This window comes from Albibacterium bauzanense, from assembly GCF_004339765.1.
Lineage (GTDB): Bacteria > Bacteroidota > Bacteroidia > Sphingobacteriales > Sphingobacteriaceae > Albibacterium > Albibacterium bauzanense.
Genome location: NZ_SMGO01000002.1, coordinates 793,675 through 819,791 on the forward strand (window position 1 = coordinate 793,675; position 26,117 = coordinate 819,791).

Annotated in this window: 26 protein-coding genes; 9 read left to right on the plus strand and 17 right to left on the minus strand. The window is 37.6% G+C overall.

The features are described from left to right. Window positions 1-2,103: a ferrous iron transport protein B gene (gene feoB / locus C8N28_RS09400; protein ID WP_132224180.1), complete on the plus strand. Its 2,103-nt coding sequence runs from the start codon at window positions 1-3 to the stop codon at window positions 2,101-2,103. After that, complete coding sequence (locus tag C8N28_RS09405) at window positions 2,104-2,712, plus strand: sprT domain-containing protein (protein WP_132224182.1); 609 nt, start codon at window positions 2,104-2,106, stop codon at window positions 2,710-2,712. On the opposite strand, the gene C8N28_RS09410 is transcribed toward C8N28_RS09405, so the two are convergent. From C8N28_RS09410 to pdxA, 11 genes are all read right to left on the minus strand, one after another. Beyond that, window positions 2,709-4,100, minus strand: coding sequence for a LutB/LldF family L-lactate oxidation iron-sulfur protein (locus C8N28_RS09410; RefSeq protein ID WP_132224184.1), 1,392 nt, complete (start codon window positions 4,098-4,100; stop codon window positions 2,709-2,711). The two genes, C8N28_RS09405 and C8N28_RS09410, sit on opposite strands and share 4 nt — an antisense overlap. 4 nt (window positions 4,101-4,104) lie before the next feature. Continuing rightward, on the minus strand, window positions 4,105-5,652 hold the full coding sequence (locus tag C8N28_RS09415; RefSeq protein ID WP_246012786.1) for a M28 family peptidase: 1,548 nt from the start codon (window positions 5,650-5,652) through the stop codon (window positions 4,105-4,107). A 48-nt stretch (window positions 5,653-5,700) separates the two neighbouring features. Continuing rightward, window positions 5,701-6,144, minus strand: a complete 444-nt coding sequence (rpiB, locus tag C8N28_RS09420; RefSeq protein WP_132224188.1) for a ribose 5-phosphate isomerase B — start codon at window positions 6,142-6,144, stop codon at window positions 5,701-5,703. Between the two features lie 3 nt (window positions 6,145-6,147). Then, window positions 6,148-7,026 (minus strand): twin-arginine translocase subunit TatC, encoded by an 879-nt coding sequence (gene tatC / locus C8N28_RS09425; RefSeq protein ID WP_132224190.1) that lies wholly within the window; start codon window positions 7,024-7,026, stop codon window positions 6,148-6,150. Between the two features lie 76 nt (window positions 7,027-7,102). Further along, complete coding sequence (gene accC, locus C8N28_RS09430) at window positions 7,103-8,443, minus strand: acetyl-CoA carboxylase biotin carboxylase subunit (protein WP_132224192.1); 1,341 nt, start codon at window positions 8,441-8,443, stop codon at window positions 7,103-7,105. A 48-nt stretch (window positions 8,444-8,491) separates the two neighbouring features. Further along, the gene (gene accB / locus C8N28_RS09435) at window positions 8,492-8,962 is read right to left on the minus strand and encodes an acetyl-CoA carboxylase biotin carboxyl carrier protein (RefSeq protein ID WP_132224194.1); all 471 of its coding nucleotides are present in this window, start codon (window positions 8,960-8,962) and stop codon (window positions 8,492-8,494) included. Between the two features lie 57 nt (window positions 8,963-9,019). Further along, the gene (locus tag C8N28_RS09440) at window positions 9,020-10,009 is read right to left on the minus strand and encodes a beta-ketoacyl-ACP synthase III (protein ID WP_132224196.1); all 990 of its coding nucleotides are present in this window, start codon (window positions 10,007-10,009) and stop codon (window positions 9,020-9,022) included. Between the two features lie 15 nt (window positions 10,010-10,024). Further along, on the minus strand, window positions 10,025-10,963 hold the full coding sequence (plsX, locus tag C8N28_RS09445) for a phosphate acyltransferase PlsX (protein WP_132224198.1): 939 nt from the start codon (window positions 10,961-10,963) through the stop codon (window positions 10,025-10,027). A gap of 96 nt (window positions 10,964-11,059) precedes the next feature. After that, a complete protein-coding gene (rpmF, locus tag C8N28_RS09450; RefSeq protein WP_132224200.1) occupies window positions 11,060-11,251 on the minus strand; it encodes a 50S ribosomal protein L32 in 192 nt (63 codons plus the stop codon). Window positions 11,252-11,272: 21 nt separating this feature from the next. Continuing rightward, window positions 11,273-11,809: a YceD family protein gene (locus C8N28_RS09455; RefSeq protein WP_132224202.1), complete on the minus strand. Its 537-nt coding sequence runs from the start codon at window positions 11,807-11,809 to the stop codon at window positions 11,273-11,275. Between the two features lie 111 nt (window positions 11,810-11,920). Then, entirely contained in the window at window positions 11,921-12,979 is a 1,059-nt protein-coding gene (gene pdxA / locus C8N28_RS09460) for a 4-hydroxythreonine-4-phosphate dehydrogenase PdxA (RefSeq protein ID WP_132224204.1), read from the minus strand. Window positions 12,980-13,101: 122 nt separating this feature from the next. On the opposite strand from pdxA, the gene rsmA reads away from it, so the two are divergent. Next, the gene (gene rsmA / locus C8N28_RS09465; RefSeq protein WP_132224206.1) at window positions 13,102-13,878 is read left to right on the plus strand and encodes a 16S rRNA (adenine(1518)-N(6)/adenine(1519)-N(6))-dimethyltransferase RsmA; all 777 of its coding nucleotides are present in this window, start codon (window positions 13,102-13,104) and stop codon (window positions 13,876-13,878) included. Further along, window positions 13,875-14,819, plus strand: coding sequence for an NAD(P)-dependent oxidoreductase (locus C8N28_RS09470; protein ID WP_132224208.1), 945 nt, complete (start codon window positions 13,875-13,877; stop codon window positions 14,817-14,819). The genes rsmA and C8N28_RS09470 overlap by 4 nt, the downstream gene beginning before the upstream one ends. Here C8N28_RS09470 and C8N28_RS09475 read toward each other — a convergent pair. Together C8N28_RS09475 and C8N28_RS09480 are read right to left on the minus strand one after the other, a co-directional pair. Beyond that, complete coding sequence (locus C8N28_RS09475) at window positions 14,816-15,700, minus strand: UbiA family prenyltransferase (RefSeq protein WP_132224210.1); 885 nt, start codon at window positions 15,698-15,700, stop codon at window positions 14,816-14,818. The two genes, C8N28_RS09470 and C8N28_RS09475, sit on opposite strands and share 4 nt — an antisense overlap. Window positions 15,701-15,769: 69 nt before the next feature. Continuing rightward, entirely contained in the window at window positions 15,770-16,120 is a 351-nt protein-coding gene (locus C8N28_RS09480) for a HesB/IscA family protein (RefSeq protein WP_132224212.1), read from the minus strand. 119 nt (window positions 16,121-16,239) lie between these two features. Between C8N28_RS09480 and C8N28_RS09485 the strand changes: the two genes are divergently transcribed. Both C8N28_RS09485 and dnaA read left to right on the plus strand, forming a co-directional pair. After that, window positions 16,240-17,790 (plus strand): acyl-CoA mutase large subunit family protein, encoded by a 1,551-nt coding sequence (locus tag C8N28_RS09485; RefSeq protein ID WP_132224214.1) that lies wholly within the window; start codon window positions 16,240-16,242, stop codon window positions 17,788-17,790. Window positions 17,791-18,160: 370 nt separating this feature from the next. Continuing rightward, the gene (dnaA, locus tag C8N28_RS09490) at window positions 18,161-19,588 is read left to right on the plus strand and encodes a chromosomal replication initiator protein DnaA (RefSeq protein ID WP_132224960.1); all 1,428 of its coding nucleotides are present in this window, start codon (window positions 18,161-18,163) and stop codon (window positions 19,586-19,588) included. A 272-nt stretch (window positions 19,589-19,860) separates the two neighbouring features. On the opposite strand, the gene C8N28_RS09495 is transcribed toward dnaA, so the two are convergent. Genes C8N28_RS09495 through rfbA form a run of 4 tightly spaced genes read right to left on the minus strand, consistent with a single transcriptional unit; the run spans window position 19,861 to window position 23,704 of the window. After that, window positions 19,861-21,258 (minus strand): FAD-binding oxidoreductase, encoded by a 1,398-nt coding sequence (locus tag C8N28_RS09495; RefSeq protein WP_132224216.1) that lies wholly within the window; start codon window positions 21,256-21,258, stop codon window positions 19,861-19,863. A 3-nt stretch (window positions 21,259-21,261) separates the two neighbouring features. Beyond that, window positions 21,262-21,630, minus strand: a complete 369-nt coding sequence (gene folB, locus C8N28_RS09500) for a dihydroneopterin aldolase (protein ID WP_132224218.1) — start codon at window positions 21,628-21,630, stop codon at window positions 21,262-21,264. A gap of 50 nt (window positions 21,631-21,680) precedes the next feature. After that, on the minus strand, window positions 21,681-22,817 hold the full coding sequence (gene gmd / locus C8N28_RS09505) for a GDP-mannose 4,6-dehydratase (protein ID WP_132224220.1): 1,137 nt from the start codon (window positions 22,815-22,817) through the stop codon (window positions 21,681-21,683). Beyond that, entirely contained in the window at window positions 22,817-23,704 is an 888-nt protein-coding gene (gene rfbA / locus C8N28_RS09510) for a glucose-1-phosphate thymidylyltransferase RfbA (protein WP_132224222.1), read from the minus strand. The genes gmd and rfbA overlap by 1 nt, the downstream gene beginning before the upstream one ends. Window positions 23,705-23,866: 162 nt before the next feature. Between rfbA and C8N28_RS09515 the strand changes: the two genes are divergently transcribed. Genes C8N28_RS09515 through C8N28_RS09525 form a run of 3 tightly spaced genes read left to right on the plus strand, consistent with a single transcriptional unit; the run spans window position 23,867 to window position 26,092 of the window. Beyond that, a complete protein-coding gene (locus C8N28_RS09515; RefSeq protein ID WP_132224224.1) occupies window positions 23,867-24,745 on the plus strand; it encodes an outer membrane beta-barrel protein in 879 nt (292 codons plus the stop codon). A 44-nt stretch (window positions 24,746-24,789) separates the two neighbouring features. Next, entirely contained in the window at window positions 24,790-25,338 is a 549-nt protein-coding gene (locus C8N28_RS09520) for an RNA polymerase sigma factor (RefSeq protein ID WP_132224226.1), read from the plus strand. Next, window positions 25,322-26,092: a hypothetical protein gene (locus tag C8N28_RS09525; protein WP_132224228.1), complete on the plus strand. Its 771-nt coding sequence runs from the start codon at window positions 25,322-25,324 to the stop codon at window positions 26,090-26,092. Before C8N28_RS09520 ends, C8N28_RS09525 begins: the two co-directional genes overlap by 17 nt. Window positions 26,093-26,117: the final 25 nt, after the last annotated feature.

A 26,117-nucleotide genomic window follows, 5' to 3' on the forward strand; every position in this document is an offset into this window, starting at 1 on the left:
TTGAAAGTTGCTTTAGTAGGGAATCCAAATACTGGAAAATCTTCATTATTTAATATACTTACCGGATTAAATCAGAAAATAGGAAACTTTCCCGGCGTTACGGTAGATAAAAAATCGGGATTTTGTAAGCTTGCAGATAACCAGGTTGTGTCTATTATAGATCTACCAGGTTGTTATAGTTTATATCCTAAAACTCAGGATGAAGCAATCGTTTCTGATATTTTATCTGATAAGAAAAATGAATTCCACCCTGATTTAGTGATTGTCGTAGTTGATGTTACTAATCTAAAGCGTAATCTTTTACTTTACAGCCAGGTTGCCGATCTTGGAATCCCACTGATCTTGGCGCTGAATATGAATGATTTAGCAGAAAAGGAACAGATAGCTGTAGATGCTGATAAGTTATCAGAGCTGCTAGGTGTTCAAGTTATTAAGATCAGTGCTCGTAATAATGAACATATAGAAGATCTGAAAAAGGCGATTTCTAATGCTCCAAGTTTTGCTATTCATTCTTCTGCTTATTCCATACCTCAATCATCTCAGAATTTAGTTGATAAAATATCTCATGAGTTTGATTATGATAATGAATATGCAAGCCTTTTATTAGCCCATCAGTATTCGGCTGCCAAACATCTTTCTAAAAATGAAACTGATAAATTAGACAGCTTTATTGAAGAACAACAATTTCATTCAGCAGATCAACAGGTAGAAGAAACCATATGGCGATATACATATATTGACAAATTGATAAAAGAATGTGTTCAGATAGCTCCTAAGCCTATCGAGCCTAGTCTGACAGATAAAATTGATGATGTATTAACCCATAAGTTCTGGGGCTTTGCAATCTTCTTTTTGATCTTATTGGTGATCTTTCAATCTGTTTTTTCATGGGCAGAATACCCAATGGCCTTGATTGAGAATCTATTTTCATGGATTGATGAAGTAGGTCATCAATATTTACCTGCAGGAGTTTTTGCTGACTTATTATTAAATGGAATACTCGCCGGCTTAGGAGGAGTGATCGTCTTTGTTCCTCAAATTGCCATTCTATTTGCTTTTATAGCTATTTTGGAAGATACGGGCTATATGGCGCGTATTACATTCCTTATGGATAAATTAATGCGTAAAGTTGGTTTGAGTGGTAAGTCAGTGGTGCCTATGATCGGTGGATTAGCTTGTGCTGTTCCCTCTATTATGGCAACCAGGAATATAGAAAACTGGAAAGACCGCATAATCACAATCATGGTTACTCCATTAATAAGTTGTGCAGCCAGGCTTCCCGTTTATATTTTATTAATATCGCTGGTTGTTCCCGATGATAAGGTATGGGGCTTTTTCGATTTGCGAGGCTTAACTTTATTAGCATTATATATTTTAGGTACAGTAGGAGCTGTATTTGTTGCTTGGATTATGAAGCGCCTCATTAAAGGTAAGGAGGCGTCATATTTTATTATGGAATTACCCATTTACCGTAAACCACGATGGAAGAATGTTTTCCTTACTATGTTTGATAAGGTGATGACTTTTATCTTTGAGGTCGGTAAAATAATTATAGCAATCTCCATTGTACTATGGGTAGCAGCCAGTTATGGCCCTCCTAGTAGAATGGATAGTATAACAGCGAAATACGAGTCTCCTGAACTTATTGATAGTCATTCAGCAGCTGAATTAGAGCGAATGGAATCTTCAGAAAGATTAGAAAATTCATACGTTGGTATTCTTGGAAAGACAATCGAACCGGTTATTCGTCCACTTGGTTTTGATTGGAAAATCGGAATTGCTTTGATTACCTCTGTTGCCGCAAGAGAAGTTTTTGTAGGTACCATGGCAACTATATACAGCGTTGAAGGCTCAGACGATGATACAGCAAATATTCGTGAAATTATGGCTGCAGCTAAAGACCCTCAAACCGGAGCAAAGGTTTATACAACAGCCACGGCCTTTTCTTTGATGGTGTTTTATGCATTTGCAATGCAATGCTTAAGTACAATTGCTGTGGTAAAGCGTGAAACAAATGGTTGGAAATGGCCTGCAATACAGTTTGGTTATATGACCGTGATGGCTTACCTTGCCAGTTTAATTGTATATCAGCTATTGAGGTAAATGGAACGCGTTTCAGTCCTTGCAAAATACATACCCTTAGAAGCCGCTCAAATAATTGCACAATGGATCGTAGATAGTCCTTGTCAATTTACGATTTCGCGCAGCCGAAAAAGTAAATTCGGTGATTATCGTCCTCCATATGGTGGCAAAGGTCATCGAATATCAATTAACAATAATCTTAATCAGTATGCTTTCCTCATTACAAGCGTACATGAATTCGCTCATTTAAAGACCTGGAAGGAGCATAAGAATAAATTTAAGCCACATAGCTTGGTTTGGAAGAATAATTTCAAGGAATTGATGCAGCCCTTCTTTGCATTAGAGATCTTCCCGACAGATATCAAGGAAGCCGTTTCCGCTTATTTGTCAAATCCAAGTGCATCAAGCTGTACTGATCTTAACCTCTATCGTGCTCTTCAGAGATATGATACGGTTAAAGATGGGCATATTGTATTAGAGCATCTTCCACAAGATCGCTTATTTGCATTATCATCTGGTAGAGTTTTCGAAAAAGGGCCTAAGCTGAGAAAAAGATACCGTTGTGTTGAAAAACCCAGCGGTAAGGTTTATTTATTTAATCCCTTGGCTGAAGTTAAAATGCTGTCTTAGGTTGGAGTTTCCTGATTTTTTTCTTTCCATTGTTTGCTAAACGATTTCTCAGCAACAACAGGAAGATCTCTGTGTTTCCCCCAACTCTTTCGAAAGAAGTTCCTTAGAAACCAGTTCTTAGTCTTCCCTCCAAATTTATCAAGCAAACTTCTGCGGGTTATCGTCTTCGAGAAAACCTTCCAGCCAATGCGTTCCATTGTAGGAGTTAAGCCTGCTTTTACCGCATCGCGCCGATTCGCCAAAAGCATATTGTGAATATCGATTTTAACAGGGCACACCTCAGTGCATTTTCCGCATAGGCTAGATGCATAGCTTAGATGTTTGAAAGCTTCCATACCCTTCATATGGGGCGTAATCATTGATCCTATTGGTCCGCTGTAAGTCGTATTATACGTATGTCCTCCTATATTTTTGTAAATAGGACATGCATTCAAACAAGCTCCGCAACGTATGCAATATAAAGCTTGTCGCTGATCTTTTTGTGCTAAAACATTGGTTCTTCCATTATCTAAAAGGATAACATACATTCTCTCCGGACCATCAGTTTCTCCAGCCTGTCTTGGGCCACCAATGATACTATTATAAACTGTTAAGTTCTGACCAGTACCATGGCTTGATAGCAAAGGCCAATAAAGATCTAAATCCGACAGAGATGGAATTATCTTTTCGATCCCTACAATGGCAATATGTATTTTAGGAAAAGTTGTACTTAGTCTGATATTGCCCTCGTTTTCTGTTAAAGCAATACTACCTGTGTCGGCAATAAGAAAATTTGCACCTGTAATGCCTACATCCGCCTGTAAATACTTATCCCGTAAAAGTTCTCTTGCTTTTAAAGTTAACTGTTCAGGAGTAGCATCAATTGGAGTATTAAACTTTTCGTTGAATAATTTAGAAATGCTTGCCAGGTTCAGGTGCATTGCCGGAGTCACAATATGATAAGGCTTTTGCCCTAAGAGTTGAACTATATATTCCCCAAGATCACTTTCAATAGATTCAACGCCATGTTTTTCAAGAAATTCATTTAAATCAACTTCTTCTGTGGTCATTGATTTCGACTTGATCACCTTTTTGGCATTTACTTCACTGAGTATCTTCCAGATTTCTTGTTGAGCCTCTTCCTCATTATTCGCCCAGATAACCTTTCCTCCCTTTCGTTGAAAATTTGCTTCAAACTCAGGTAAGTACTTATCCAGGTTCTCCATTACCTTCCATTTTAAGCTATAACCTTTTCTTTTGGAGTTTTCAAGATTATTAAAACGTGCAGTACCAACTTTAACAGCCGAATCGTATTTATTAATATTATAATTAATAATCTTTCTGTGATCTAAATCGAATGCTTTTGATTCACTTTCAGTTTGAAAAATACTAGCTGGATTGGAAGCCATGGTCTTATCTTTTATTGGAATCTATTACCAATCTTTTATCACGATTGGCTATTTCCCAAGCGGTGTAAAACACTAATTTGGCGCGTTTAATTAACAAATCAAAATTTATTTTGTCAACAGTATCTGTAGGTTGATGATAATCTTCATGAACACCATTGAAATAGAAGATTACAGGAATACCATTTTTAGCAAAGTTATAATGGTCAGAACGATAGTATATTCTTTCCGGATCATCCGGGTCATTATATTTATAATCTAGATTCAGCTGTGTATGTTCAGCATTTGCTTCCTCACTAATTTTATGTAATTCAGAACTTAGCTTATCAGAACCTATCAGGTAAATGTAGTTTGGTTGCGACTGATGTGATGGATCTATCCTGCCAATCATATCTATATTTAAGTCGGTTACTGTGTTTTCCAATGGATAAACAGGATGACGTGTATAATAATCAGATCCCAGTAAACCTTTCTCTTCTCCTGTTACGGTCAAAAAAAGTATACTTCGTCTCGGCCCATTACCTTCTTTCTTACTCTTCGAAAAAGCTCTGGCCATTTCTAATACACCAGTAGTTCCAGAGCCATCGTCATCTGCACCATTATATATTTCTCCATTTGTAACGCCAACATGATCATAATGTGCTGAAATTACAATTAGTTCATCTTTTAAGTCAGTTCCTTCCAGATAGCCTAAAACGTTTTGCGATTGTACGTTTTTGACAAGAGTTCCAAAGCTGGTAGATAGATTGGCAGGTAAAGTCTTTGTAAAAGGTATTCCTGCTTTATTGATATTATTCTTTAAGTCTGCTAAAGATGTGCCCGATTGTTTTAATAGTTGATCGGCTATATCAGATGCAATGTAAGCCACCGGAGTAGTATTTTCAGGCTCTTTAAAATCTTCCTTCAGAACAAGTCTCGACCTGTTAATACTTTCGCCCATGCTTTGCAATGAGTTGAAAGCATTAGGGGAGATCGCCAAAACGAGTTTGGGGTTCTTAGCTAAAATAGTTTGAAGCCTTTTGTTCGGTTGTGTTGACCAATCTGAAAGTTGTTTGGTACCTGTAATATACGATATTCCATTTTCATTTACAGGCTCACCTTCGTTTATCAACAAAACAACCTTGTTTGTTATATCAATATTCTTTAAATCGTCATATTGATTACTACTGATGCCATAGCCAATAAAAAGTATATCACTTGTAGTTACGGTAGATTCCTTGCCAGAACCGATCATATAGAAATCCTGACCAGCCTTATAACTTTCATTATTAACAGTAAAGCTCTGAACTTTAAACTGTGTTTCTATTAACTCAATGGGTTGAAAATAGCTGTTATTTACAGGAGCTGTCAAATTGAGTTTCTTAAATTCATTCGCGATATAATTTGCTGCTTTCTGACCGCCTGGTTTTCCGGTATCACGGCCTTCAAAATCGTCTGATGCTAATATCGTTAAATGTTCTCTTGCAGAGTTTTCATTAATTTCGTTCGCATACTTTTGAGAATTGTCCTGTGCACACGCATTGGAAAGCATGCCAAGTCCAATGAATAAAAGCATCAGATTTTTTAAATACATAGCAGAATTATTTATAGAAAGCGAGACCTCTTAACAAGCAGATATTTTATTTACCCGGTTGTCATGACGTCCACCTTCGTAAGCAGTTGCAAGAAAAGTTTTAACAATCTCTTTCGCTTCTTCAATCGTCACAAACCTTGCAGGCACACACACAACATTTGCATTATTATGTTGCCGGGCCAGAGCTGCAACTTCTTTATTCCAGCAGATTGCAGCTCGTATACCTTGATGTTTATTAGCAGTTATTGCTACACCATTAGCACTTCCACAGATTAAAATCCCAAATCCTTGAGCTTTGCTTTCTACAGCTTCTGCTAAAGGATGTGCAAAGTCTGGATAATCTACAGATTCATTACTATGAGTACCAAAGTCTTTTGATGTATATCCTAGTTCGTGAATATAGTTTTTTAGAGCCTCTTTATATTCATACCCTGCATGATCTGCACCTAAAGCAATATTTTTTAAGGTTTCCATATTTTATGAATTAAAGAATTCTTTTTCTTTTTTTAATTTACGTTTTTGTACGTTCTCTGAAACAATAATGCTGATCTCATACAATAGTAATAATGGGAATGTAACAGCTAGCATCGTAATTACGTCTGGTGTAGGTGTTACAATTGCTGCAATTACTAAGATAAGAATAAATGCATATCGTCTTGTAGAACGCATAAACTGAGGAGTCATAACTCCAATTTTAGATAATATAAAGATAATGATTGGTAGCTCAAAAACGATACCTGATCCCAATGAAATTGTGGCAATAGATGATAAGTAAGAGGTAATGGTTATCTGGTTCGTAACCTCATTACTTACTTGAAAGTTTCCTAAGAAGTTTACTGATAATGCCGAAATTATATAATATCCGAACAATACTCCAGTAGCAAAAAGAAAGCTGGCAAAAAATACAAATCCGCGCGCAGATTTGCGTTCTATATCTGATAAAGCAGGTTTCACAAAGCGCCAGATCTCATATAACATATAAGGAAAACCAACCATTACACCAATAAGTAGTGATGAGTTTATCTGCAAAGTAAATTGTCCGGCAAGCTCCGTATTAATAAGATTAATAGGAATTTCGGTTACACAAAAATCAGCACCCAAACTGAATTTATCTGCTAACAGGCACATCATTCTATAAGTCCAGAAATCAGTTCTCAATGGTCCCATAATAAGATCATCAAAGATGAAATCATAAAAGACGAAAGCGAGAACCATAAAAAGAAAAACGGCAATCGCCACACGGATCAAATGCCACCTTAAAACCTCTAAATGTTCAAAAAAGGACATTTCGGCTTCCAGATTCTTGCCTTTCTGCTTTATAGCATCGAGTAATTTTTTACTATTTGTATCGCTCATAATTGTTAAAAAGCTAAAATACCATTCTAAAAATAAAGAATGGTATTTTAAAAATATTTATCATCTGTCAAAAAAGCTATTCGGATAGATCAAAAGTCTCCATAAATTTAGTCGTAAAATTGCCGGCCCTAAAATTAGGATCTGCCATTAAACGTAAATGCAGTGGAATAGTAGTTTTGATCCCCTCAATCACAAATTCACTCAATGCTCTTTCCATAGTAGAAATAGCCTCTTCTCTGGTTTGTGCTGTACAGATTAGTTTGGCAATCATTGAATCATAATATGGAGGAATGGTATAGCCGGCATAAACATGCGTATCTACACGTACACCATGACCTCCGGGTGAATGGAAGTTAGTGATTGTTCCAGGAGAAGGTCTGAAATTGTTAAACGGATCTTCTGCATTAATCCTGCATTCAATAGCATGCATTGTAGGCTCATAGTTATTTCCTGAAATAGGAACTCCGCTAGCAACCTTAATTTGTTCTTTTATTAAGTCAAAGTTTATGATCTCTTCTGTTACAGGATGCTCCACTTGAATCCGTGTATTCATCTCCATAAAGTAGAAGTTTCTATGCTTGTCGACCAAAAACTCAATCGTTCCGGCACCTTCATAATTCACTGCTTTTGCTCCTAAGATAGCAGCTTCACCCATCTGTCTTCTCAATTCAGTTGTAATGAAAGGAGAGGGGGCCTCTTCAACCAATTTCTGGTGTCTTCTTTGTATCGAGCAATCCCGTTCAGATAAATGACAAACTGTGCCAAATTGATCACCAACAATCTGGATCTCAATATGACGTGGATCTTCAATGTATTTTTCAAGGTAAAGACCATCGTTACCAAACGATGCTCCAGCTTCTTGTCGGGCAGAATCCCATGCACCTTCAAATTCACTGTCTTTCCAAACAATCCGCATCCCTTTTCCTCCACCACCTGCAGTAGCTTTTAGAATAACCGGATAACCAATCTCATTTGCAATCTTTACGCCTTCTTTTATATCTTTAATTAATCCCTTAGAACCAGGAATGGTAGGAACACCTGCCTTTTGCATGGTTTCTTTTGCCGAAGCTTTATCACCCATGGCATTGATCTGAGCCGCAGTTGCTCCAATAAACTTAATACCATAATCTTCACATGTCGCAGAGAATTTGGCATTTTCGGATAAAAAACCGTATCCGGGATGAATGGCATCAGCATTTGTTAATTCTGCAGCCGATAATATATTAGGGATATTTAAATAGGAATCTTTGCTTGCCGGTGGGCCAATACATACGGCTTCATCTGCAAAACGAACATGTAAGCTATCGCGGTCAGCAGTAGAATACACCGCTACACTTTTTATGCCCATTTCTCTACAGGTACGAATAATGCGCAGTGCAATTTCACCACGATTAGCAATAAGTATCTTTTTAAACATAATAAATTTTATTTTGCTTTTTTAATAGCAGTAAGTCATCAAATGTTGTTAGCTAGGATCTACCAGGAATAAGGGTTGATCATATTCAACAGGTTGAGCGTTCTCAACCAGAACTTTCACTATTTTACCAGATACCTCTGATTCTATTTCGTTAAAAAGCTTCATTGCTTCAATAATACAGATTACATCACCAGCAGAGATCGAATCACCAACATTTACAAACAATGGTTTGTCAGGGCTTGAAGAACGGTAGAAAGTACCAATCATCGGAGATTTGATTGTAATCAATTTAGATGTGTCATCTGTTGCCGGAGCAGCCGGTGCTACCTCTACTGCTGCAACTGGCGCAGCTACAGGTGCCGGTATAGCCTGCACTGCTGCAGGTAAGGTCGCATTTACATACGTTGGTTCCTTATTTGTCTTAATAGTAATTTTAAAATCCTGCTCTTCTATAGATACTTCGTTCACGCCTGATTTGGCAACAAACTTAATTAGATCTTGAATTTGTTTAATATCCATTGATGTATTAATTATAATCGTTTAACAATGTTATATTTAAATATAGTAAATCGCTTCTTAATAAGCCCATTTTAAGTAAACAGATCCCCATGTAAATCCACCACCAAAAGCTGCCAATACTAAAACATCGCCCTTTTTAAGTTGGTTTTCCCAATTCCATAAACATAAAGGAATCGTTCCATTGGTTGTATTACCGTATTTTTGGATGTTGATCATGATTTTCTCAGAGCCAATACCCATCCGATTAGCTGTGGCGTCAATAATTCTCTTATTTGCTTGATGAGGTACCAACCAGGTAACGTCATCTCCTTTAAGATTATTCCTCTCCATAATTTCACCAGCTGCATCTGCCATATTGGTAACAGCAAATTTGAAGACCTGCTGGCCTTCCTGATGAATAAAATGCTCTCTGGCATCAACAGTCTCATGGCTAGCCGGGTTCAAAGAACCTCCGGCTTTTTGATATAAATAATGTCTGCCTGCTCCGTCACTTTTTAATACCGAGTCCATAACACCATTTCCTTCTGTATCCGGCTCTAGTAAAACAGCTCCACAGCCATCACCGAAAAGGATGCATGTCGACCGATCTGTATAATCCACGATGGATGACATTTTATCACCACCAACCACTAATACTTTTTTATGATGACCTGTTTCAATAAACTGAGCACCAGTAGTTAAGGCATATAAAAATCCTGAACATGCTGCCTGTAAGTCATAGCCCCAAGCATTCGAAGCACCAATTTTATCGGCCAGAATATTTGCTGTAGCTGGAAATACCATATCAGGCGTTGCCGTCGCGAAAATTATTAAGTCAATCTCTTCAGCTGAAATACCCCGTTTCTCAAGCAAGCCCATTACGGCTGGCACAGCTAAATCAGAGGTTGCTTTATCAGCATCTTTTAGAATCCGACGTTCTTTAATTCCTGTTCTTGAAACGATCCATTCATCGTTGGTATCAACAAGCGTCTCCAACTCCTGGTTGGTGAGGACATAAGGAGGAACATAGCCATTTACAGCTGTTATTGCAGCGCGAATTTTAGACATTTCTATTTTATAAATTTAATTAAAGGCAGCCCTTATTTTATCGGTTATTTTTGATTCAATCATTAGCCGCGATAGTAAAATCATGTTTTTTATGGCTTCAGGACTAGATATGCCGTGACCAATGATAACAGGAGCGTTAACTCCCAAAATAGGGCTTCCCCCATATTGCTCATAATTAAAGCGATCAAAGAAGTCATCTTTGAAGTTCCTTTCCTCCACCAAATTATGAAAAGATTCGGCAAGTTTTAACATAATATTGCCTACAAAACCATCGCATACCATTACATCGGCTTTATCGTTAAATAAATCCCGGCCTTCAATGTTGCCTATGAAATTAATGCCTTTTTTCTCTTTGAATAAAGGATAAGCAGCATGTGTTAGGTTGTTACCTTTCTCTTCTTCCTCTCCTAAGTTAATCAAGCCAACTTTCGGATTAGGAATATTATAAATATGTTCTGCAAACAAACTGCCTAAAACGGCAAACTGCACTAACGTTTCAGCTTTGCAATCTGCATTTGCTCCCACATCAAGTAGAATGCCATAACCACTCTTTTCTTTTGGAATATTAGATGCAATAGCAGGGCGGTTTAGGTTTGGAATACTTTTAACACTAAACATAGCTCCAACCAACATAGCTCCTGTATTACCTGCAGAAGCAAAAGAATCTAACTTTCCTTCTTTAAGTAATTGAAACCCTAAACTGATACTGGCGTTTGGCTTGTGTGTAATAGCTTTGGTAGGGTGTTCATTCATTCCGATCGTTTCGGTTGTATGAACATATTCAAATAGGTCTGGATTTGCACCTGCCTGTTTAATAATTGAATGCGCCTGGTCTTTATCACCGATGAGAACGAGGTTTTGATCTGACGATAATTCTTTTTGAGCTTCTATGGCTCCTAAAACAATTGCTTTTGGGGCGAAATCACCCCCCATAATGTCTAAGCCAATCTTCATTCTATTTTATTTATTTTTTTAAAAATAGTAAAAAACATCCCCAAGGTAACACTTTTTTAGTGAACCTGAGGATGCTTTACGTTAGAAAAAATAAATTTATGCAAGTGCAGTATTCTCAATAAGTACCTTGCCATTATAGTATAAAACACCGTCTACATCATAAGCGCGGTGTGGCAAATGTACAGCACCTGTTGTTTGACAGGTTGTAAGGCTAGGTGCTACAGCTTTGTAATGTGTCCTTCTTTTATCTCTTCTTGACTTAGAGGTCTTGCGTTTTGGATGTGCCATCTCAGTTTAAATTATTAATTATTATTTCTTAATCTTATTTAGTACGTCCCATCGTGGGTCAATACTTTTTTGTTCACTCTCTTTATTATGAATTGATAAAGAATTGATTTTGTCAATCATTTCTTTATCACACGTTGATTTATTGCCCGGATCATCGCAGCGACTGTTAAAAGGAGCTGCCAGATTAATATACTCATATATTAAAGGCGATATATCTAATTCATGATCCTTCTTTGATAAGATCAGTATCTCTTCCGTGTCTTCACTTATATCTTCATGCTCAGAAAACTTGATAATAACCCGCTCGTTAATTGCTGTTTCTGCAGGAAATCTGCTTAAACATAGATCACAATCCAGGTGAATAAATCCCTTAATGTCAAAGTTTGCAATCATTAAGGTCTCCTGTTTATCAAGAGTTACCGACAATTTTAATTTGCCATCTTTAACTATAGAGTATTCAAACTCATCAAAAAAACGCTTATCTATCTCATACTCGAAAATATGCTGACCTAACTTCAGACCGGTATATGGAATATGATAGTATTGTAAATAGTTCAAAGCACGATATTTGAGCCTGCAAATTTATGGAATATTTATAACTTGTGAAAGTATTTTACGTAATACCTTTTTTTGAAATTTTATAGAAGGCGAAATCAATCAAATTGGGCCTTAATCCCGATCTCGCGACAACCTTCTGACTTTTAAAGGATTTGATAGAAGCTCCAATTGCTCTCTTCGTTGTTTCACAATCGTGATAGCAGCAAATACAGCTTCACGAAAAGACTCGGGAGACGCCAGATTCTTACCTGCAATGTCGAATGCTGTTCCATGGTCAGGTGAGGTGCGCACAAAAGGCAGGCCTGCTGTATAATTAATGCCATTATGAAATGCAATATGTTTGAAAGGGATTAAACCCTGGTCATGATACATAGCTAACACAGCATCAAATTTCTTATAGGCATCGCCCGCAAAGAAACCATCGGCCGGATAAGGGCCAAATGCAAACACGCCTTCTTCATGAGCCTTTTCTATTGCAGGTTCAATGATTTCCTTTTCCTCCATGCCAATTAAACCGTCATCTCCGGCATGCGGATTTAATGCCAATACAGCAATTTTAGGTTTCTCGATCCAAAAATCGTTTTTTAAGCTCTGATTCATTAGAACTAACTTAGAAACGATGGTTTCCAGTTTAATGTTCTGAGCGATATCCTTTACAGGAACATGGCCTGTTACTACTCCAATACGCAAATCATCACCGATCATAAACATAAGAGATTCTTCTGTCAAGGCCTTTGATTGAAGATATTCAGTATGTCCCGGGAAGTTAAAAGATTCGCTTTGGATTGATTTTTTATTAATAGGTGCTGTTACCAATGCATCAATCTTTTCTGCCAGAAGATCATTGACAGCATTCTCTAAAGAAATAAAAGCATATTTTCCACCGGTTTCATTTGCTTCGCCCGGTGTAATTTTTACATCCTCTTCCCAGCAATTAATAATGTTTGCTCTCTTTTCATTGGCCTGATCGGCAGAAGCGATCACATTAAAGCTGAAATCAGATAAACCAACGTTTTTGCGGAAATAGGAAGCTACTTTCGTGTTCCCATAAACAATGGGTGTACAAAAATCAAGCATGCGATTATCAGCGAATGTTTTAATAATGATTTCCATGCCGATGCCATTTACATCACCAATAGAAATACCAACTTTTATCTTTTTATCGCTCATAATCTTTTGCATAGGAATGCCAAAAGTATGAAAAAGGATAGATTAATTCAATATTACACGAGCTAATCATCTTATTGATTTGTAAATTTCAATTACCTTTGATGAAATTTAACACTTACTGAATGACGGTTCGCGCAAAGAAACATCTAGGGCAACATTTTTTAACAGATAAAAATGCTGCAAATAGAATTGTTAATGCATTGCAAAATGAAGGTCGATTTAATAAAGTTCTGGAGGTTGGTCCCGGTATGGGAATTCTATCTGATCTTTTACTGGCGAAAAAAGAGTATACAACCTGGCTGATTGATATCGATGCAGAATCAGTCCAGTACTTAAAAGAAAAATATCCGGAATTAGGAGACCGATTAATCTTAGGCGATTTCTTAAACCTGGATTTCAAAAAGCTCTTCGACGAGAAGATTGCCATTATTGGCAATTTCCCTTATAATATCTCTTCTCAAATTTTATTTAAAGTACTAGAAGAGCGCAACCAGGTAGTTGAAGTTGTGGGCATGTTTCAGAAAGAAGTTGCCCAGCGTTGTGTAGCAAGCCCGGGTACCAAAGAGTATGGAATATTAAGCGTTTTCTTGCAAGCTTATTTCAAACTGGAATACTTGTTTACTATAAAAGCCGGTGCGTTCAATCCGCCACCCAAAGTTTTGTCGGGTGTTATTCGTTTAGAAAGAAACCAGGTTGAGAAATTAGATTGCGATGAAAAGCTGTTCTGGCAGGTTGTAAAAGCCGGATTTAACCAACGTCGTAAAACATTGCGCAATGCACTCTCTTCCTTAATTAATAAAGAGGCAATGAAAGAAAATCCCTTTCTGGAGTTGCGAGCCGAACGATTGTCCGTTCAAGATTTTGTTACCCTTACTAATTCAATATCAGAAACACGATGAATTCCTTAATCAAAACCCCTCTTCGTCTATTGATAGTAGACGATCTACATCCTATTTTTATGGAAATGGTTGAAGCTGCCGGCGTAGAATGTGATTATAGGCCCGCTATTTCAAGGGCAGAAACGCTTCCTATTATCAAAGATTATAACGGACTTATTATCCGTTCAAAATTTCAGGTAGATGAGGAAATGATCGATGCGGCTCCTAATTTAGAAGTTATTGGCAGGTCAGGTTCTGGAATTGATAATATTGATCAGGCTTATGCTGAAAAAAGATCCATCCATTTATTGTCAGCTGCAGAAGGGAATTGTGATGCAATGGCTGAACATATGATGGGTCTCCTTTTGGCACTATTAAATAAAATCACTGTTGGAAATGAAGAGGTTCGAAACGGTTTATGGCAGCGTGAAAAGAATAGAGGAAATGAGTTGGGTGGTAAAACAGTCGGACTTATTGGATACGGGCATAACGGTCAGGCAATGGCTAAAAAATTATCTGGCTTCGATGTAGAAGTACTTGCCTACGATAAATACAGATCGAATTTTAGTGACGCCTATGCTAAGGAGGTTCAAATGGACGAGATATTCTCAAAAGCTGATATACTAAGTCTGCATATGCCTTTAACGAGTGAAACCAAAAATCTAATCAATAAAGAATTCTTATCGCGTTTTAAAAAGCAGATCCTATTTCTGAACGGATCAAGAGGCCCGGTAGCAAATGTAGAAGACGTAATAGAAGCATTAGAAAATAATAAGATCGTTGCCGCTGCGTTTGATGTTTTGCCGAAAGAGAAATTTCCGGTACTCTATGACACAAGCTGGTATAAAAAGTTGATAACATTTGATAATGTTATTCTTACTCCCCATGTTGCCGGCTGGTCAGTAGAATCTTATTATAAGCTTTCCAAGGTGCTTGCAGAGAAAGTATTGAAGTTGCTTTAGAAGCTAACCGAGAAATACTGTAAGATAAAAACGCTTAAAAACTGGAGTATGAGTGTTCCGTCCAGGTAGAAGAAATAATAATATTCATCTTTTTTCCATCTTGATTTAAAAATTAACCAGCCTGTTAACAGGGTCACTGCTATTAATCCGGCTATAGCAAGCGTAAGCTTGGGTACAAAAATAAGCAAGAGGATAATGTATAATATTAATAGGGCTTGACAAAATAAAGTCGACTTCCTTTCTCCTAAAATTACCGGCAATGTCTTTAAATTATATTGTTTATCCTGAAATAAATCACGGATATCAAAAGGGATTGTTATGGCTGTAATAAACAGGAATCGTTTGGCTGTCAATAATAAAAGAGCAATCAAGGATACCGATATCCCTGAGCTTTTTAACTCGATAATAGGAACACAAACACAGCTTAATGCCCATACCATTGAAATAATAAACAATTTAGCTCCCGGCAGATTCCTTAATCCTACGCGTTTTGATTTATCCTTAAATAAAGGGAAGCTATAAGAAAGCGCCAACAGCCCAATAAAAAATAAGAGGGTAATGGTGCCAATGCTCAATTGCAAGGTCAAAGGAATTAAAGCAATGGCTGATAGTACAGTCAAACTTACTACCAGGTTGTAATGCGAATAAATCCAATGTACGCGGCGATGCGGCGAATTTGAAGGATCTTTAGGACGTGCCAGTATCATGCTAAAGTTATACAAGAACATAGTAGCACACCCAAGTATAGCAATTACAACAAAGTTTAGGGGTGTTTTAAGGAGCATGTAAGTAAGTGCTCCTTGTGCCATAGCGCAACAGGCAATAAATAAATTGCTAAATAGAATAAAGTCTAAAGGTCGCGTAAGCCAGGTATAACGCATTATTCAAAATATCCGTGAAAAATTAGGATACGTAGAAATTAGGATTTATAGAATTCGCAATTTAATTACCTAGGCCGAAAAAGAAGTTCCGCAACCACAAGTTGATTCTGCGTTCGGATTATTAAAAATAAAACCTCTTGCGTTTAATCCACTTTGAAAATCTATCTGCATTCCTGCAAGATACATACCGTGAGCCTGATTCATAAATACGCGAATACCATCAATAAAGAATTCTGAATCGCCGTCCTTCTTCTGATCAAAGCCTAAAACATAATTTAATCCAGAGCAACCACCTCCGTCTACACCTATTCTTAATCCAAAATCTTCACCGATCTCTTGCTGGTCTCTCAATTTTAGTAATTCCTTAACGGCACCTCCTGTAAAACTCACAGGAGCTATTGCTGAAGTTTCTTTTACCATATTTCATTAATTTATATACAAATATACAGCTAAATGTTCATTTTTGTTTACAAAGATGCATTTTGACCAAATGCAAACATTCGCTTACCGAAGCTGGTTAATCAGATTAGATCAATACTATGAGTAGTAAAAAGCATACATCTTCTGGAATAGAGATAAAAGAGGTTTATAAAACCTGCAGGCCCATGGAAGAGCTTCCCGGAATATTTCCTTTTACTCGGGGTGTAAAAAAAGATATGTACCGAGGCCGTTTATGGACAATGCGCCAATACGCGGGCTTCTCAACTGCCGAAGAATCTAATAAGCGCTATCATTATTTATTGAGCCAGGGAACAACAGGTTTGTCTGTCGCTTTTGACTTACCTACTCAAATAGGATACGATTCTGATCATGACATGGCTGACGGGGAAGTGGGAAAAGTAGGAGTAGCGATTGATTCATTAGCAGATATGGAGCTTCTATTTGAAGGTATCGAGCTCGAAAAGATCACTACGTCCATGACTATTAATTCTACAGCAGCTATTTTGCTGGCTATGTATATTGCCTTAGCAAAAAAGCAGGGTGCTGATCTCAGAGAGCTTTCAGGTACCGTTCAGAACGATATTTTAAAAGAATACGTTGCTCGTGGTACCTATATTTATCCTCCAGTACCTTCCATGCGCTTAATAACCGATATATTCGAGTATTGCAGTAAAGAGCTTCCTAAATGGAATACCATATCTGTTTCGGGCTATCATATTCGCGAAGCAGGATCTACAGCAGTACAGGAATTGGCTTTCACCTTATCCAATGGTAAGGCCTATTTAAAGGCGGCTCTTGAAAAAGGGTTGGATATTAATGTTTTCGCATCGCGTATCTCATTCTTTTTTAACTGCCATAATAACTTCTTTGAAGAGATTGCTAAATTCAGGGCAGCCCGCAGAATGTGGGCTAAAATAACCCGCGATCTTGGCGCAACAAGTGAAAAAGCACAATCTTTGCGTTTCCATGCACAGACAGGAGGTTCTACATTAACAGCTCAGCAACCCTTGAATAATATTGTTCGTGTCAGCAATCAAGCCTTGGCAGCAGTATTGGGTGGTGCTCAGTCGCTTCATACCAATGGCTACGATGAGGCTCTTTCTCTGCCAACAGAGGAAGCCGCAAAAACGGCTCTTAGAACGCAGCAAATTATCGCCTATGAAAGTGGAGTAGTGGATACAGTTGATCCAATGGGTGGATCTTACTTTGTCGAAACCTTAACCGATGAAATTGAATCGGCAGCTTTTGAATATATAAAAGGAATTGATGAAATGGGTGGAGCCGTGTGGGCAATAGAAAAAGGATACATGCAGGATGAGATTGCTAAAGCCGCTTACGATTTCCAAAGAGCAGTTGAGAGCGGAGAGCAAATTGTTGTAGGAATAAATAAATATACGGAAGAGGCGCCGGCTGTAAAGCAAGTGTTCCGGATAGATGATAGCATCCGTCAGCTGCAGATTCAAAAACTACAAACCTTAAAAAGTACGCGGTCTGCTGAAGCAGTCGAAAAAGCTTTGACGGATTTGGAGCAGGCAGCTAAGGGAAGTGTCAATACAATACCTTTTATTTTGAATGCGGTAGAAAGTTACGCTACGCTGGGTGAAATTTCAGATGTTCTGCGACGAGTTTTCGGAGAGTTCAGACCATAATGAAAAGAAGAGTTACTTAAGGTTAAGCCTTTCAAAATAATGAGATTCAATCAACTACAATTTATTCTATTTTTTTCTTGGAAAATCACCTTTAAAATTGTTACCTTAAAAGCAGAAATTGTAGTGATTCAAGCCGGTTATTAATTATTGTCGAGGGTGAAAAAATCAAATGTTAATAATTAAATCAGACAATCCGAAGAGATTAAATTGTAGGTAGAAAAGTGGCTTATCTTGTTGATTATTAATGATATGATCAATAAATGAGATTTATCTTTTTTTAATACATTTTTTTTGTGACCTTCGGTACTCCGATGGGTTATTAACATTTACACCCACTAGTATTGTAAATCAGAATATTAACAAAATGAGTATAGAAAAAACGTGTACTAACGTATGGAATAATTGCCTTCAGGTTATAAAAGATAACATACCTGCCCGGAGTTTTGCTACTTGGTTTGAACCCATAAAAGCTTTGAGAATAGAAGGGGATGTACTGACGATACAAGTACCTAGTTTGTTTTTCTATGAATGGCTTGAAGAACATTATGTTAACCTACTGCGTAAAACCGTTAAACAACAATTAGGAGAGAATGCGAGATTAGAATACAATATTGTTGTTGAAAAATCTTCTAATAGTAATCCTTATACAACCAATATCCCATCTAATGGGAATGGTGCAGCCGGAAGCAAACAATCAATTCCGGTTCCTGTAGCATTAAACAGAGATATTAAGAACCCTTTTGTTATTCCAGGTTTGCAGAAATTGCAGGTAAACCCACAATTAAATCAAAATTACACGTTTGATAACTTCATAGAAGGTGATTGCAATCGGCTGGCACGCTCTGCGGGCTATGCTGTAGCACAGAAACCAGGCGGAACCTCCTTTAATCCATTAATGGTATATGGAGGCGTTGGACTAGGTAAAACACACTTGGTACAAGCTATTGGAAACGAAATAAAGAAGAACTTTCCTGATAAACTGGTTATTTATGTTTCATGCGAAAAGTTCTGCCAGCAGTTTGTAGACTCATTAAAGAATAGGACCATCAATGATTTCGTGAACTTCTATCAGGTAATGGATGTCATTATTATGGATGATGTTCATAATTTTGCCGGTAAGGAAAAGACACAAGATATCTTCTTCCATATCTTTAATCACCTTCATCAGTCTGGAAAGCAAGTGATCTTAACATCAGATCAACCACCAAAAGATTTATCCGGATTGGTAGAACGCTTGTTAAGCCGTTTCAAATGGGGGCTTTCTGCAGATATGCAAATACCTGATTTGGAAACCAGAATGGCTATCCTTCAAAAGAAAATGTACTCTGACGGAATTGAATTGCCTTATGAAGTAGTAGAGTACGTTGCGAATAACATCGATAACAATGTCCGCGAATTAGAGGGTGCCATGGTTTCGCTATTAGCACAATCTACATTGAATAAGAAAGAAATTGATTTGGATCTTGCTAAATCAATGCTGAAAAACTTTATCAAGAATAGCCATAAAGAAATCTCGATTGAATACATCCAGAAGTTAGTTTGCGATTATTTTGAAGTTCCTGTAGAAATGGTGAAATCAAAAACCCGTAAACGTGAGATCGTTCAGGCTCGTCAAATTTCGATGTATCTGGCTAAAAGTTATACAAAGACTTCCCTAAAATCAATAGGTGCCTTTTTCGGAGGGCGCGATCATTCTACTGTGATCTATGCTTGTCAGACTGTAGTTGATCTTATTGAAACCGATAAGAAATTCAAATCTTACGTACAAGACATCCAGAAGAAATTAAAGCTTAGTTAATAAGCTTTAGTTCATTTCATTTCAATTTATTTGCTCTTGAAATAGCCTTCTGAAGGTTATTAAGCCCCTTTGCATGGATCTTTAGGTTACATTAGCATAGCCTTGATTAAGATTCCAGATTACTATAATCTTTGTTCTTCCGTTGTATCTGCGTTGTTTTGGCCGAAAAAGCGCAGACACAACGGATAGATCACTCGCTAATAACTCGTATATGTAAAGCAAGGTATTATCAAGTTATATTGAATAATGCTTGATTCGCAGAAACTGGAAGTTTAAAATATTTTGCCGGGATTCATAATTCCTTTGGGGTCGAATACCTTTTTGATCCCTTTCATGAGATCAATGTGGGTAGCAGAGAACTTTAAAGGTAGGTATCCTTTTTGAACATAGCCAATGCCATGCTCTCCTGAAATGGTGCCACCAAGTGCGACTGTTAAATTGAAAATTTCTGTAATGCCATGTGGAAGAACAGTATTCCATTCCTCATCTGTCATGGTTGATTTGATGATGTTTACATGCAGATTTCCATCGCCGGCATGGCCATAACATACAGATTCAAAACCGTATTTCTTGCCGATCTCTTTAATTCCCTTTATTAATTTGGGTAGTTCGGCTCGTGGAACTACGGTATCTTCCTCTTTATAAATGGAGTTAGATTTTACAGAAACAGCAACCAGGCGTCTCATGCTCCAAAGAGCTTCTTTTTGTGCGGTGGTATCAGCTAATAAAACATCCGTACAGCCATTCTCTTCCAATACTACGTTTATTTTTTCGCATTGCTGAAAAAGAGAGTCCTGGTTATCTCCATCTACTTGTATTAGCAAGAATGCTTCAATACCATCTACCAGATCAAAGCTAATAGAATCGTGCTCCATGACCCATTCTATTCCTTTGCGTTCAATAAATTCAAGAGAAGAAGGAGTTTGTCCGGCTCTGAAAATAGCAGAAACTGCTTCACAGGCCGATTCATTGCTTGGAAAGGAAGCGAGCATCACCATGTTTTCTGCCGGTTTAGGAATTAGTTTTACCACAATTTTGGTTACAATTCCTAAGGTACCTTCAGAACCGATAAATAATTGAGTTAAGTTATATCCGGATGAGAATTTTAGGGTATTGGCTCCCGTCCATATAATTTCGCCTGAAGGCAGAACAACCTGTAAGTTTAAAATGTACTCACGGATGGTGCCGTACTTTACTACTTGTGGGCCACCGCTGCTATGAGAAACGTTGCCCCCTATAAAACAAGAACCTTTGCTTGCCGGGTCAACCGGATAAAACAGGCCTTTCTCTTCAACCGCAGTCATAAGAACCTGAGTTATTAAACCAGCTTCTGCTGTTGCCTGCAAGTTTCTTTCATCAATCTCTATCAGTTGGTTCATGCGTTCCATGCAAATTACTAATCCGCCGTGAAGGGGTAAGGCTCCTCCGCTTAAACTGGTTCCAGCTCCCCTGGGAGTAATTGGAATCTGATTATTGGAGCAGATTTTTACGAGTTCAGAAACTTCTTCTGCAGATTTCGGGAGTGCTACAACCTCTGGGTAGAAGTGCAGATCTTCCGTTTCATCATGCGAAAAGCGGAATAGGTCGTCTTTTTCAAAGAAGGTATGATCGCTGCCGGTAACGTTGATTATTTCGGCAAGTATTTCAGGAGTTATAGGATTGAATTCCATTTTTTAATCTTTCTTATGCCATTGTATAGTGACTCTCGCCTGAGCCCTATCTCCACCGAATGGAGGATTTATTTTGCTTATACTAACCTCGATACGAGTTAGATGCTGAAATTCTAGTTTAATATTTTCTAATATTTCGTCGGCTACGGTTTCCAGAAGCTTTCTTGGATTTTTCATTGCAGTGGTCGCAATGGAGTAAAGCTGTTCGTAGTTTACAGTGTGCTCTAGTTGATCATCGCCAAGGCCGGAGCTATCGAAGAAGGTTTTAATGTTCACAAAGTATTCGTTTCCGAGTATTTGTTCTTCCGGATAAAAGCCATGGTAGCTATAAAAACGAAGATCTTCTAAATTGACTTGAACGGTTTTTCCCATAACAATGAATTAATCTACCAACGGAATGTGAATAAAAAAGAGAATCAGACTTATTCGAAGTAATTTAAAGTATTGAAACCACCCTTTTTCAAGTAGTCTTCTTTTTGCATTTCTTTTAAATCTGAGTGCATCATGTCTTGAATCAGCGCATCTAAGCTGTATTTAGGTTTCCAACCTAATTGCTTAAAGGCTTTTGATGCATCGCCAATTAATAGCTCTACTTCTGTAGGTCTGAAATAACGAGGATCTACCCGAACTACCGTTTGTCCTATTTTCACAAGTTCCGGATTTAGGCCTAAAGATACGAGCTGTGCTTCATCAAAATCAATTACTACGCCCTTTTCATTTTTCCCTTTACCGGCAAACTCGATTTCTATTCCTACTTCTTCAAAGCTTCTTCTAACGAACTCACGCACGGTAGTGGTTACCCCGGTTGCAATTACATAATCTTCTGCTTTTTCTTGCTGAAGCATTAACCACATGGCTTCCACATAGTCTTTTGCATGCCCCCAATCTCGTTGCGCAGAAAGGTTTCCCAGATATAAGCAATCTTGTGAGCCCAATGCGATTTTGCTGACTGCACGTGTGATTTTACGGGTTACAAAAGTTTCTCCCCGAATAGGGCTTTCGTGATTAAACAAGATGCCGTTACAGGCATACATATCATAAGCTTCGCGGTAATTTACGGTAATCCAATAGGCGTAAAGTTTTGCTACAGCATAAGGAGAACGCGGATAAAATGGCGTGTTTTCATTTTGTGGAACTTGCTGAACCAAGCCATAAAGTTCAGAAGTTGAAGCTTGATAGATGCGGCATTTATCTTTTAATCCAAGCATACGAACCGCTTCCAAAAGGCGTAACATGCCTAAACCATCTACGTTTGCTGTATATTCTGGCGTATCAAAGCTTACTTGTACATGGCTTTGAGCTGCTAAATTGTAAATCTCATCGGGCTGTGTTTCCTGAACAATTCGGATCAGGTTGGTAGAGTCTGTCAGATCTCCATAATGCAGGGTGAAATGTCTGTCTTTCTCGTGCGGATCTTGGTAAAGATGATCTATACGATCTGTATTAAACAGGGAACTTCTGCGTTTTACTCCATGCACAATATAGCCTTTTCTTAATAGGAACTCGGCTAAATATGCTCCATCTTGTCCGGTTATACCTGTTATTAAAGCCGTTTTCATTAATTGGGGTTATATATTTTTGATTGCTTTAGAACGGTTTCCAGTAAATATTTTCCGTATCCGCTTTTTACTAAAGGTTTCGCTATTTTTTCTAATTGTTCAGCATCAATAAACTTCATGCGGTAGGCAACTTCTTCTATACAGCCAATTTTTAGACCTTGTCTTTCTTCAATTACCTGTACAAATTGTCCGGCTTGCATTAAGGATGTAAAAGTTCCGGTATCTAACCAGGCAGTTCCTCTGCCAAAAATGCCAACGCTTAAACTGTCCTCATTAAGATAGGCTTTATTGACATCCGTAATTTCGTATTCTCCTCTTGGAGAAGGTTTCAGATTTTCAGCAATCGATATGACAGAGTTGTCGTAGAAATAAAGTCCGGGAACCGCATAATTTGATTTAGGTTCATCTGGTTTTTCTTCAATTGAAATTACCTTATTAGCATGGTCAAATTCTACCACACCATAACGTTCCGGATCTGAAACCTGATAAGCAAATATTAAAGCGCCATCAACATCTTTTTTGGATTGCAGTAAATTCGCAATTCCATCTCCATGGAAAATATTGTCACCTAAGATCAAAGCCACCTTATCGTTTCCGATAAACTCTTTACCAATAACAAAAGCCTGCGCCAAACCATTGGGTACAGATTGCTCGGCATATGAAAATGAGCATCCTAAGCTGGATCCATCACCTAATAATTTTTTGAAATTAGGTAAGTCATAAGGTGTGGAAATGATTAGGATCTCATTAATCCCTGCAAGCATCAGCGTTGATAAAGGATAGTAAATCATCGGCTTGTCGTAAACAGGCATTAATTGCTTGCTGACAGCTAAAGTAAGTGGGTGTAGGCGGGTTCCTGAGCCTCCTGCTAAAATAATTCCTTTCAAAATATGCGATTTAAATAGTAAAAGTATAAAATATTTTCCTTTCCATGCAACCTTTCAGTCCAATGTACCGTCTTAAGTAAAATGGAATATCAGACATAATAGCGCTTTAAGATTTAATTCCGGTTAAAAAATTTTTAAATTAACACTAATAATAAGAATCAGATGAAATCACTTCTCTTAACATTTTTAAATATTGCATTTATTGCAGCAGGTGTTAACGCACAGAATCAGCAGGTTATACAAGTAAGAAGGACCGATACGGTGCGTGTTATTGCAGATAGCACAGTCGTTGAAATAAAAAATGACGGACAAAAAAAGCGGGTTAAATTGATTTTTGAATATGGAAGTGATTCAATAGGGAAACCTGTTAAAGTTTCGATAAATAGAGAGGACAAGCGGGATTCGGTTAAGAAAAGCAATCCTTTCTTTATTGGTTTAACCTTTTCTCATTTTGATTTAGGTTTGACGAAGATCCTTGATAACGGTAAAATCAGCCTTTCTCCTACAAATGAGTTTCTGGATTATAAGACTTGGAAAACTATTAATGTAGGTTTTGATGTCTTTAAAATGGGCTATAAATTTACCGATCAGTTTAATATGCAAATTGCTGCCGGCTTTGATTGGACACATATTCGGTTAAAAAAGGATATTTTATTTCTGGAAGATACACGCCCTTTGACTTATGTTGAATCGGATATTGATTATAGTAAAAATCGGTTCACCTCAAGCTATTTGCGCATTCCGTTAACTTTTACATTGAGTACCAAGGCAGGTGCTTTGCCAAAACGTTTAAATGTGGCAGTGGGCCCTATGGCCGGAATACTATTGCAGGGAAGCCAGAAGGTGAAAAGTGAGGCAGAGGGCAAGCATAAAGTGAAAGATGATTTTAACTTTGCACCTATAACTTATGGTGCCTTTGCAAGAGTATGGTATGGAAGTTTAGGTGTATACACTAAATATTATTTCAACGATATGTTTGTGGATAGTCCGGATCAGGAAGGAGTAAAGAACCTTAGCTTTGGTTTGATGTTTATGTTTTAATAAACAAGAATTGTATAGAAATATAGATCGACATTTAGAAAGAAATGAATACGGAGTCCTTTTTAGAAGGCTGTAGATTAAATGATCGGAAGGCGCAGGAAATGCTCTACCGAGCATTTTCTTCTAAAATGATGGGAGTTTGTTTACGATATGCGAGTTCTCAGTTTGAGGCTGAAGATATTCTGCAAATGGGTTTTATTAAAGTTTTTAAAAATATAAATCAGTTTGCAAATAAGGGATCTTTAGAAGGTTGGGTAAGGCGAATTATGGTGAATACTGCGATAGAGTTTTCTCGGAAAAGTGTGATCCTTCAAGATATTGATGCGGTTAATGAGAGCACGATAATTGATTCGCAGTTGTTTGAAATCGATGGACTGGAGGTTAAGGATTTATTGAAGATGATTCAGGATTTAGCACCTGGTTATCGTTTGGTATTTAATATGTATGCTATTGAGGGCTTTTCTCATAAAGAAATTGCTAAGGCATTGGATATAAGTGAGAGTGCTTCAAAATCGCAGTTATTTAGAGCGAGAATGAGATTGCAGGAGAAGATTAAATTAATGGAAGGAGAGGTAAATGGAATCAAGTCATAATAAAAATTTTGATAAGCAGGTTAAAAGGAAGTTTGAGGATTTTTCGGCAGAAGTTCCTTCTTCTTTGTGGGCTGGTATTGAAAAAGAGATTGAACCTGGAGAGGTTAAAATTAAGAAGGTGTTTAATTTAAAACGCTACCGTTATATAAGTATTGCTGCTGCCTCACTAATCATTGGATTTACGATTTGGAAGATTCAGCCTGAAGAGAAGATATTTCTTAGTGGAGAAGCAACTGTAGAAGAAACTGCGCTTGTTCAGGAACCGGAGGTTAAGCAATCGGCAGATGAAAAGTTGAGTCCGTTAGTGGTTGAAGAAAAAAAGGAACCTGTTTTAATTAAAGCTCCTGAACCTGTATCGGTAGCTGTGGTGAATGATGATGATAATGATCAGCGTCAGCAAGATTCTCAAACAGCAATTGAGGAAAAAACAGAAGAGTTTGCGCCCAGAGAGCCGATCATGGCTGTAAATGCATCGGTTGAAAATGATAATTCCTCAATTATTGATGATGCGAGTGCAATTTCTCCTTTGAATAAGACGCCGGATATTAAAGATGTGAGTCTGGATTCTTTGTATCAAGGGCCAGAATTGGCAGAAACTAAACCCGAAGAGCGGCAGAACCTTGTAAGTGGTATCTTAAATTTTGTTGCCGCTAATCTTCAGATTGGCGGAGATAGAAGACTGGAATTCACTGAAAATGAACATGGTATTATCAAAATTGGGTTAAAGGGAATTTTTGCTAAAAATGATAGATAGACAAGATTCTTAAAATTCATACCTT